This is a genomic window from Pseudoalteromonas sp. SR41-4 (assembly GCF_014163985.1).
Taxonomy (GTDB): domain Bacteria; phylum Pseudomonadota; class Gammaproteobacteria; order Enterobacterales; family Alteromonadaceae; genus Pseudoalteromonas; species Pseudoalteromonas rhizosphaerae.
The window spans coordinates 64,181-75,703 of record NZ_JACJEI010000025.1; the positions used below are offsets into that span (position 1 = coordinate 64,181).

General features: G+C 35.9%; 9 protein-coding genes. 7 read left to right on the forward strand and 2 right to left on the reverse strand.

Features of this window, described 5'->3' with window-relative positions:
- From avs1b to H5180_RS17520, 7 genes are all read left to right on the forward strand, one after another.
- Positions 1-5,775: an AVAST type 1 anti-phage system protease Avs1b gene (gene avs1b / locus H5180_RS17490; RefSeq protein WP_182758730.1), complete on the forward strand. Its 5,775-nt coding sequence runs from the start codon at positions 1-3 to the stop codon at positions 5,773-5,775.
- Between the two features lie 13 nt (positions 5,776-5,788).
- A complete protein-coding gene (gene avs1c, locus H5180_RS17495; RefSeq protein ID WP_165724367.1) occupies positions 5,789-6,034 on the forward strand; it encodes an AVAST type 1 anti-phage system protein Avs1c in 246 nt (81 codons plus the stop codon).
- A 286-nt stretch (positions 6,035-6,320) separates the two neighbouring features.
- Positions 6,321-6,716, forward strand: coding sequence for a hypothetical protein (locus tag H5180_RS17500; protein WP_182758731.1), 396 nt, complete (start codon positions 6,321-6,323; stop codon positions 6,714-6,716).
- Positions 6,717-6,732: 16 nt separating this feature from the next.
- Entirely contained in the window at positions 6,733-6,930 is a 198-nt protein-coding gene (locus tag H5180_RS17505) for a hypothetical protein (RefSeq protein WP_182758732.1), read from the forward strand.
- On the forward strand, positions 6,931-7,242 hold the full coding sequence (locus tag H5180_RS17510; protein ID WP_182758733.1) for an antitoxin Xre/MbcA/ParS toxin-binding domain-containing protein: 312 nt from the start codon (positions 6,931-6,933) through the stop codon (positions 7,240-7,242). It begins immediately after the preceding gene.
- Between the two features lie 233 nt (positions 7,243-7,475).
- Positions 7,476-8,387, forward strand: a complete 912-nt coding sequence (locus H5180_RS17515) for an endonuclease (RefSeq protein ID WP_182758734.1) — start codon at positions 7,476-7,478, stop codon at positions 8,385-8,387.
- 236 nt (positions 8,388-8,623) lie between these two features.
- Positions 8,624-8,896, forward strand: coding sequence for a hypothetical protein (locus tag H5180_RS17520; protein ID WP_182758735.1), 273 nt, complete (start codon positions 8,624-8,626; stop codon positions 8,894-8,896).
- A gap of 467 nt (positions 8,897-9,363) precedes the next feature.
- Here H5180_RS17520 and H5180_RS17525 read toward each other — a convergent pair whose 3' ends face one another.
- Both H5180_RS17525 and H5180_RS17530 read right to left on the reverse strand, forming a co-directional pair.
- A complete protein-coding gene (locus H5180_RS17525) occupies positions 9,364-10,395 on the reverse strand; it encodes a nucleotidyl transferase AbiEii/AbiGii toxin family protein (RefSeq protein WP_182758736.1) in 1,032 nt (343 codons plus the stop codon).
- A 1-nt stretch (position 10,396) separates the two neighbouring features.
- Positions 10,397-11,020, reverse strand: a complete 624-nt coding sequence (locus tag H5180_RS17530; protein ID WP_182758737.1) for a DUF6088 family protein — start codon at positions 11,018-11,020, stop codon at positions 10,397-10,399.
- Positions 11,021-11,523: the final 503 nt, after the last annotated feature.

Here is an 11,523-nt window from a genome sequence, read left to right on the forward strand (position 1 = left end):
ATGCTAGATAAAACAGCACAATCAGCGACATGTAGAATTCAATGTGGTGAGGAGTCAGGAACTGGCTTTCTTGTGTCTTCAAAATTAGTATTGACAGCAAGCCATTGTTTGGAAGATCCGACTGAGAGTAACAATGAGGTTGATGTTGTTTTTGAATATGGCACAACCAAACTACCTCACAAAGCAAAAGTGCTGGATTATGATGAGAGCTTAGATGTAGCTCTATTAGAGCTCGACTCAGAACCCGACTTAACTCCGTTAACTATCAGTTGTCAGATGCCACTAGATGGTTCAAAGTTCTACTCTTATGGATGGCCAGTAGCTAAACTAACAATCGGTCACCGTTTAGAAGGAAAAATAATCCAAACTTTTGAAGCTACAAAACTAAAATCTGACATCGAAATTAGTATTAACCAAGAATTATCTCTAAGTAGTTATAAAGGCTTTTCTGGAGCTGCTTTAATATGCGATGAAGCTTGCGTTGGAATAATTCGAGTTTCAATTGAGAAAACATTACATGTCATTTCAACTTTCACACTACGACATTTTTTAGCTCAAAATGATATTCCAATAACACAAGAAGAAAGTTTGTCTAATAATGAAACCATAGCTTCACGATTTGAATTCGTGAAGCAGTTTGATGAACTACTCACCAAAAATTGCAATAGTTATAGGTTCATTAACGGCGCTCATGGGATAGGAAAATCCACTTTTTGTGATACTTACTCCCCATTGAATGACTCACTTGAACACTTCGCTACTTATTGCTTTTCGCAAAGTCAGAAGTCCAAAAATGCAGTACAGCTAGCACAGCCTATAGAGTTCTTTAATTGGCTAAATATGCAAGTATCAAAATTAATAAACGGGACTCCTATAAGGACAGATAACTATGATTACCACAGGTTAATAAAAGAAACAGAACAGCTCCTTTCCATAGCTTGCAATAAATATGATTTAAATAAAAAAGTAGGTATTTTATTTATTGATGGGCTTGACGAAATTTCTCGGCATGACCCTGCTTTATTAAGTAAGTTCATTGGGCTTTTACCAATACAACTACCTAAAGGCTTGATTATTGTTCTAGCAGCCCCTAACTATGAACAATTTGAAGCTCAATTGGGACAAAGGTTGAATAAAAGTTTATGTATTTCGCTCCCTCCCCTGAAATATAATTCAGCCCAAAGTTTCTGCTATACCAACCTATATAATGAATTTGCAGTACCTAAAACTGTAAACTTAATTTGTGAAAGAGCTCAAGGACACCCTCTATACCTTCGCTATTTAATAGACCTAGTAAACTCAGGATTAACTAAAAAAGAGTTATCTGATTTCCCCCTGATTGATGGAACAATCCGAAATTACTACGATTTACTTTGGTCACAGTTAAAAAACGATGAAGCTGCGGTAAATCTATTAGCAATTGTTGCTCGATTACGATGGGGGATTCCTATTAGTTTCTTTTCGGAGATTTTAAATAAAAGCGAACAAGCTATTCTAATAAGTACTCATAGTAGAATAAAACACTTACTTTTAAATGAGAATGAAACAACCGTCTATCACTCATCATTTTCAGACTTTTTGGTTGAAAAAACTCAATTGCTTGAGAAGAGTATTCAACTGAGACTATTTGAGTTTTGTGAAAAAAATCAAAAGAGTCAATACGGCTTACTTAATTTAATTTATCACGGCCTCAAGATAGAGAATGATGATAAATCTCATGTAATTCTATTATGTAATCAAAGTTGGGTAGATAAATGTGTCCTACAAGGAGTAGAGCCTGACACTTTGCAAATTGATATTCATAAAACCTTAGAGGCTGCAACACTGTTAGGTGATTTAGCTGAAACAGTTCGAATATTATTATTGTCCCAAAGAATTAATTTCCGCTATAGCGTTTTATTTGCTCAATCAGCTAGTTTGACAGCTGGAGCACTTATTTCTATTGGGAAACAAGAAGAAGTTTTGCAACATGTAGTTAGGTATGGTCAGTTAATAATACCTCCTCAAGAATCTTTCAAAATAGTTTTACACCTCTCGAATGAAGAAGCTAATCAAGAAGCTCTCAATCTAACAAGAACTACAGAGATGTTTATTGAGGACAAGTTTGAAAATTTATTAAGTGGAGATGGGATTCCATATGACGAATTTATGAACTTCTTTAGCTTGTACTCTCAACTTTTCATGCTTAAAACTCGACTTGGTGACGAATCCGCTTATAAGAAGTTCGTGAACTTTCAACTTTATTGGTCGGAAGTTATTTCATCCAACGCAAAAAATAAAGAGTATAGCGATGCGTTCAAAAACGAAATGGTAGCTAACTCCCAAGCAACCGCAATGTGCCTACTGGAACACTACGTGCCTATTTCAGAGCTACGCAAGATCTATCGAGGTCCTATCAGTGACTACACAGGAATTATTTTATCCTCGATTCCTATTTATTTTGAGTTATGTCGCTATTACGGCTTAACTGCCAATAGAAGTATACTTACAGTAGTTTTTAATGACCTTCTAACCATCATTGCTGAATGTGGTGGTGGAGTTAATAAACTAAATAGTGTAGCTACTAGCGCTCTTTTAACTCTCAATGCGCCAAAAGAAATTATAGAAACCTTTAGTAAAGAAATTGAAGAGTTGAGCTCCTTTACCTTCATCGGAGAAGACGGAATCACGAGTGATGAATACCTTTTCATTCAAAACATGTCTGACTGGCGACTAAAAGCATATGCTAAAACTTGCTTTAAATGTCCGAATTTTATCCCATTCACTAATAACAACTGGGAAGAAAGCATAAGCTCCATCTGTAAAATAGTTGCTTGGTGTAGTGGCAAAGCAAGAAAATACAATCAAAGTAGTGATGCTAAAGAGCTAGAAAATGTATGGGATATACTCAATAAAAGCGTTATTGATAATATAAAGTTTGTTTTGTCAGAGCGAGAGCAATGGCAAGATTCATATAACATACCTGAGGGTATTTTCCCGCTAATTTACAAGGAATTAGCTGAGACGATATCTCAAAGTTTTGAAAACAAAATTAGCTATTTAATAAACCATCTTAATACTCAGTTTGATACTCAATATGGAATATATTCAGAGGGATTTAGAAGAATACTTAAGAATACGATTGAGTGTTTAACGAGAAAAAAAATAGATTCTCAATCAGAAGATCTTGTTTTCAATTTAGTTCATCAATGGAACAAGTATGTAAGTCAAAATCTTAAAAATAGATATGAACTGATCCCTGAGCTTTTAGAAATAATTGCTTTATATAAAAAATTAGACGCACAAGAGGAAGCAAAAAGAACCTATGAGAGAGTTTTATCTCTTTCAATGGGGCCAAGCTGGTATAAAGAGGACCAATTTGGTTTATGCATTACCGCACTCGAATCTTTAAGTACTACTTCGAACTTAAAACATGAAGTTATCAAAGATATTGCAGGTATACTTGACGCAGCTAGCGGAGAAATGACTTTTCAAAGATTTGTTAGATACGCCAAAAGAGATCTTATTGGTGCCTTGTGTGTAAAAGGTAAGTATAAAATTGCTGTAGATTACTTTATTACACAAACATATGGCACATTAGAACAGATGCACATCGAAGTCACTCGAGATAACATTGACCGGCTCAATGAACTTAGGGGATCTCGCTTTCCTGGCAATGCTCTTGACGAGCAAGATTGCATAGTATTGATTGTTAAAAATATTTATAAAGTTGCTGACTGGCAGCTTTGCTGGGCTCTTCTAGAATGTTTTCAATTTGGAGACGATCGCCATTATAGCAGCTTTACCCAAGCATATGGATTAATCTTAAATAATATTTCAGATGACCAAAGTTCAGTGAGTAAAGCTTTTGATAGATTAGAAATAATCTGTGAGTCAGAATTTAATGACGAATTAAGTAAAGCTCAGTTTATTAATACAATTTTTTCAATTATTTCCGAGGGACTCAGAGAGCAGTTTGAAACAAAGTTTCAAACTGAATTAACTCTGATCAATGAGATTGAAAAAGAGGAAATTACAGATAATGATGAGTCGTTAGCTCCAAATGCTGATGTGCATAAAGATGAAAACTTAGGCCGTAACTCTGATGATATGGTTATTCCTGGTATATTTGGTAAACAGTCAGTAACCCAAATTGCAGAGAAGTTATTAGATAACGCTGAGAGTTTACTTCGCCGAAATAATTTCTCGAGTGCAACAAGTAAAATTTTAGCAGGGATGGAGGCAATGCAAGGTGGTGGTTGGACTATTTGGGGAGAAAGCCTATCAACAACTAGCAGAAGTCGTTTTCTATTGGCACAAACCACCGACTCAGTCCCAGAAATAGTAAAACTATTTTCTTCACTTATTTTAAATGAAACAAACACTCAGCGCTGGCAAATAGCTGAAGGGCTAGTTGATTGGCTGGGGAAGCGGTCATCACATGACATACAAAATAAACTACTAAAGTATACTATTGAGCATATCAATATAATAGTCGGAGATACTTCAGAATACATTACTAGCTACACAAAGGAAAAATCAAATAATAAAGTGGGGAGTAGTCTTGAGGAAAGTCTAACACAACTTTTATGCCATACTCTTAACCACCCTGCTTGGCTAAGAAGAGAAAAAGCAGCTGAGTTAACATCTTGGCTATCAAAATCTTATCCTTCTTTTATTAAATTTTTCAGCCCAAAAGCATTCTCTATGGACTCAGGATCACACTCAGATATTATTTGTGGTGCAATTGAGCTAATACCTTTTAATCTAAAGTTATGGGATCAACTTGCGGACACGCTAGATTTTGAATCTATATTAAACAACTGTAGACACACAGGGAGGTATTCTGTTTTAACTAAACTAGCTAATAAAGCTGTAATACAGGAATCTCAATCAGCACAAGATGCATTAAACATACTTAGGCATCGTTTTAATAAATATAATTCTTTAAATCATGATGAAATAGAGTCACCAGAATGGGCTGAGACTATCAAGTATGAGTGGGATAAACTTGTTCAATATGGTGCTATAAATAATGAAGTCGTAGCTAAAGCCGAAAAGATGATGAGGGAGATCTGCTCACCATTACCAATTGAAAAGGCTTTAGAGTTGGAAGAGTTATTGGCTGAAGGTTACTCTAGTAGCACTACTCCTCCCCAACGTTGGAAGGATAAAGTATTTTATGTATTCCAAGTAGCGCTTACTGATAATGCGTCTGAAAAGAACTATGAATACATAGGGAGTCTATTTAGACAATATAATCCTAATTCACTAACCAAAGAACGCATCATCAACTTTAACTCTCCTGTTGATAAATGGTTTAAATCTAATAAAATTACTCCAGTTCATGAAGGAAAAGTTTATTTAGACTACTGTGAGAGACTATTGTTAGAAGGTGAGCTAAAGTTTGTTAGACTAACAGCATATATTGCAGAGTCACAACAAAGCATCCCACTGATTTCTGGCAGATTTTTATCTACCGAACAAATCAATCAATCCAGTGTAAGTGACCTTGACACCTGCGCTAATGTGGTAGCCAATCCTGCATATTTTGGAGGGTTTACACCTGCAAACCCCGCATATCATTTTATGCAAATTACCAATATTAATAGCTCTGACATCACAAGAGGTTACTGGAAGTCAGGTCGTGTATTGGATGACTATAAAGGAGCACCGATGAATGAAGGGTGCTTCCTTGCTATAAATGAAAAGTCTTTCTATCGCGCTATTAACACTAACATTATTTGGCGGTTAGAAATTGATTTCAAAACTGTTGCACATATAACCTACAATTAACACTGGAGAAGTTATGAAGCTTGAGACATATGATACTCCCCATACTAGAGAAGAGTTTGAGTTGAGATTTCACTATCTCAGTGTTCAAATGAAACACGGTAAATGTCATTTCAATGGGAATATAACGATGGATGGATTAAAAAATATGAGAAAGCTACCAAATGGACGAATTGATTTTTTGAGTGTAAATGAAATGGCACGCTTAATGGCAAACCAAATTTACCATATGCGCAACATGAAACTCCCTGATGACAATTAATTTGGGGTGCTGAAATACTTACTAGCTCCCCTAAAGAAATACTCTTTAAATAATAAAAATTAATCATCAAAAGATAGACAAAGCTACTGTCAAAATTAGGATATATTAAATATGAATAGATCTGGAAAACTATTTTCCAGACCTCAAAAAAGTCCAAATTTCTTTGCTATTTTTCACTTTTTCTGGAAAAGCCTTCTAGACTAGGTAAAGTGTAGGTTTCCAGAGTATTTCCAGATTTGGATGTACAGAGTAGTTTGTGCTTTAAATTTATCGAGTGGAGAAAGGTATGGCTGAATATGAACGTAGATTATTGGATAAAGATGATTTAACTAAGCTATATGAATTGACTAACCCAAAATTAAACCCTAAGCCAACACTGCATACTGTTATAAGTTATCAATCAAATGAGTGGGTGATAGAAGATTCACACCAATTGAGGGGTTATAGAGCCAGCAAGGCCTCATTAGCTATGAAAGTACGTAAATATGAAGCTAAAAAAGCTTGGCCTAGTTCGTGTAGATTGGGCATTGGTGTATTTGAGGCTGATAAGTTAATTCATGTGCTAATAGCTAAAAATTTAGGTAAGAAGCCGATTGCTGAGGCAAAGGCTAGTTTGCCGTTGGATGATGTTTTGGGCGCTATTGGCTTATCAAGAAGTGATGTTTTAAGAAATCGTAAGTGAAGTTGGATTTCAGGCCATGACGATTGAAGTTAAAACAAATATAAATACAGGTGCAAAAGAAGCATATTTTAACGGTAAGTTAATTGGCTATTTTGAGCAAATGACACCTTTTGATGATGCCTGGTCTTTTATGTCGAAATGCTCACATGACGAGCTTACGGGTGATCACTACATCGCAATTGGTAATGAGCTAAACAAGCTCAATAAAGTTTAGTTGGAAAACAGTTCTGAGCAAGCTCAATGTATACTTAAGCTCTCAAAAACTTCTTATGATAAATTTAAGGCGGCTCCTGAGACTGTGAAGCTCAGCAACGAGCAATTAGAACGTATTAGCTGTCTATTAAATATTCACCACGCATTACGGCATATGTTTAGCAACCCCGAAAATGTCAGGAAGTTTATGAAAATGAGAAACAATAATGATTTTTTTGCAGGTCGTTCGCCTCTAGAGGTAATTGAAAATGGAGGGTTTCTAGAGCTCAAAGAAGTAGCGAAACGCATTGATGCACTGCAAAATAATTTATAACCTGTGTAATAGGGATAAAGTCGCAGGTGAATTAGACCGTGAAAATCCCCTCAATGATCATCACACTAGTACACGTTAACTGCCACCTCAAGCACACAAAGGCATCAGTCAGTATACTTAGCTAGATGACCAGTGAACTCTCATTCTATCGGCTGGCTTTTATATTTAAAATATACTAACTTAATGATTGAAAATGTTTTAGGAACTAAAAAATAACTTTCAGGGAAGTCATTGTGATATATAAATTCGTACTATTTGTTTTGATCATAGCTGCTTTTTCAGTTCAATCTCATAGTGGTAGAACAAACGCCGAAGGTTGCCACACTGATAAAGTGAATAATGATTACCATTGCCATAATGAAATAAGCGATAGCGTTACTACTAGAATACAACTCCCTCCTTTGCCTGAAAACTATGCAACTAGCTTTAGTAACGCAAAATCCAAAGCCGAAAGAGAAGTTTATTACGACTATAATGTGACTTTTTATTGTCAGTGTGACTTTGTTTTTGACGACATAGATGATACTGACAATGATAGTAATACCCATGAAACAATGATTGATGCATTGTCGTGTGGCTATACTCCCCGCAATCCAATTACTAGCTCTGGTAAACCGAATGCACGTGTATCAAGAATAGAGTGGGAGCATATTATGCCGGCTTATATAATTGGTGGCGAGTTAGATCAATGGAAGAACCAAGAAAACTACTCAGAATGTCAAAAACCTAATGGTAAATACCTAACAGGTCGTGATTGCGCATATGAAACCGTGCCTACTTTTCGTCGTGTTCATGATGACTTGGTTAATTTGGCGCCAGCCGTTGGAGAATTAAATGCAGATCGGTCAAACTTTCAGTTTTCTATAATTACCGGTGAGACTCGTAATTATGGCCAATGTGACTTTGAAGTGAATTTTGACTCTGATACAGCCGAACCAGCAGAGAAGGTACGAGGAGACATCGCTCGCGTGTATTTGTATATGGTTCAGATGTATGGTGTATCGTTGGATCATGACGTTATGCAAATGATGCAGGAGTGGAATGAAAGTGATCCGATAGATGAATGGGAGTGTAAACGAAATTTACGGATCAAAAAAGCGCAAGGGTATAGTAACTCAATCGTCGCAGAATTATGCAGCAAATGAAACTCGTGGATGGATGGTTAGAACAGTCGGTTAGTGTGTCATAGCTTCGAAGAAGAGAACCTTATAAGTGTCACAATAATTATTCTTGAAAGGATAAAATCGGAGCAGAATGTTTAGATGAAATATTGCTATTTTAAGCAATAAAGAAGGCACCAAAAGAAGTTGTTATTTTAGATAAGTAATAATATTTACAACTAATTAAATGTTTTTAGTGTATTTTATATTGAGGAGTTTCTATGGCAGTTTTTTGTGTAACTTATGATTTAAATAAATCTGGGCAAAGCTACAGTGCGCTATACGATGAGATAAAGTTATCACCGGGCTGGTGTCATGCACTTGATTCGGTTTGGTTAATATCCACAACAGAAAATGCGAAGCAATTATCGGACAGGCTCAGAAAAAAGATAGATGATAATGATGACTTGTTAGTAATAAAGGTAACTCGTGATTACGCAGGGTGGTTAGATAAAGCTACATGGGATTGGATCAACAAGCATGTTACTGACTAAAGTTGGGTTTAATCATTGGTAATTTCTCAAAAAAGTATAAACAATGGAGTGATAAATGTCGGAGGTCATTAAAGTTTAAAACTTTTTTACTTCCGAAGTTCGTTTCTATTGTGGCTACCAGAGGTCAAATGTGACAATAAAAATTGAAACTTAGGCGCTATCAAAGTGGCTATTCAAATAAAGTATGACAGCAAAGTTCGAAACTCACTTTTGGACAGAAACGAGTCAGTGACTTTGCTAAATTAGCATTTAACGGATTACCGAGATTTTACAATCCCTCTAATATAGCGACCAAATACATTATGCCATTACAAATTTGACTATAGAGTCTTTAGGGATGGTTTAAGGTTGCTATTCGAAATCACAGATTATCCCGAACATTATCAGAAAATATCTCAGATATAGAATGACTATATTTTAGACAAGAAAAGACTAAAAGTATTGCCGCTTATTGCATATACGGTAAATCAAGCGTAGAAACTACCATTTGCCTTAACTTCAATCGATTTGACGCTATCTATTAAATCATCGAATGAATAGGGAAGTTCAGCTTTAGGAAACATATCTGCCATGCTTTCCCAATCTTTTTTATACTTATCCGTCATATCTGAATTCTGAGGGGTAAGCATTAAAGGTCCCTTCAAGGCTGTTGAGCATGAATCAGCGTGCCATTTGTAGTAGATATTACAAAAATTAACTACAACTTCAAACAAATCTTTATTTGTACACCAGTCTGGGTAATTCGAGTCAATTTCGATAATATCATACAGATGTCGAGCATGTTTATCAGCCAAGGACTCTTTCACATGGTTCGTGTGTATTGCGAACATCTTTTCTAAAATTGTTCTTTCAGGAGACAAGGTTAAAACATCAAAACCATCATCTAAAAGCTCTGGTATAGCCTCGCCCAACATATGGCTTATTTCAACGAACTTGTCAGGATGATTGTCAGAACGGCCACCTGTTTCGAGCAAAACTCTTTGTTGAGCAGCACTTCCATATTCATCTTCGTTTAGAGCTTTAGGGTAGTATATGGCGATGTTAAGTGGTGCATCAGACTCAATCTCAATTTTGACTTCTGGATCCAGTGCTTGTAAATGTTCAGTAAGTTGGTTAATGAGATGTTGTTTTATTAATTCTTCAGCTTTTTTATCGATGACAATAGCTTCAGCTTGTCTGGCTTTCCTACTGGTAAATTTAACTAAATCAATAGGCTGACAACCAAGGAGGTTTAAAGAAAAAGATAGGTCGATATCCTCAGACATTCTATTAATTAGGCTGTAGCCTTTCGAAAGACTCGTTCCACCTTTAAAGAGAAATGGCTTATCACATTTCTCGGAAAACGTAGGAGCAATCTTTGTGTATAGGATGTTTAAAGTCTGTGTAACCCAATAATCCTTTTCTATTATGTATGCTGGAAGTTTACTTTCATGCTGCTCCTCTGCAGCCAATAATGCTTCACGTTTTTCAGAAGCAGATAGTTCTAAATATTTGCTCAATTTAATGTCCTATTTCTTTTTTTGCCCAGTTCATTGATGGCGGAAGAGCCTGCAAAAACTTTTGTTTAACATTACTGCTAAATGTCTTCTCAAAACGTGAAGTGTACGGACTTCTATAATCCGAGAACCTATCCTTGCCTATGTAATGTAGCGCACTCCAAAATATAAAAGCCTGTTTCTTCTGTGCTTTATCGCTGATTTTTAAGTGCTTCGAAAAATGTTCAAGTGCTTTACTATATTCGATTTTTATATTGACGGATTTAAGATCTGCTCTGACACGCTCCGTCATCATATAACTCCTAACCATAGGGAGTTGTGTTGATAAACCTAAAGCGTTGATTGCAGTTGCACCCGATATAACGAATTCAGCATGTTTTTTTCGGCTGAGAGCTTTGATCAATTCTTGTGTATCTACAGGCAGAGTGCCGAAGCGGCTTTTTTGGGGTTTGTAATAGACTCCACGTGATAGACGTTTGACTAACTTCATGTCAACACAGCGGCTGAGTGCAGTGACTGCCGCTCGGTTTGATTCAAGGTTTGAACTTTTCATGAAATCATCAAGCGTAAAGACACGACCATATCGCTGGTGCATTATATAGCTGGTTACTTGCTGTGATACTGACATTAAAACCTCCTCAATTACTTATATTAGTATACTAGCTTTGTGACTTATTGACACCAGTTTAGCACGAAAAATGTAACCTAATGACACTATAAATGCTTAAATCAAGCGAGTTTTTAATAGTCGAACCTTAGTAAGGTGCTGAAAAAATTGATCTTATGAGTCAATAATATTGAGAGTTTTGATTAAAATAGTTCTCTAATCCTCATTACCCATGTAGTCAATTTTCGATTTATTGACATAAACAAAAGCCCATCCTCCATAATGAAAGTTGGATTAGATTTAGTAGGGTAAAAGTACGCCCGTTGAGTTGTGTGAGCATTTGCTCTGAATGATTTCGGGGCAAAGAAGAGTTAGAGCCAAAGGACGGCTTTGTGCCATTTATAGTCTTTGAACCTTAATAATCTATACTTTGAATTGTTGAGGTTATGTGCTCTTTACTTACGAATATTGTGCCAGCATCATTTAATGATCACCGCTTTTCTTTCGAAGTATTGAGTTACTTT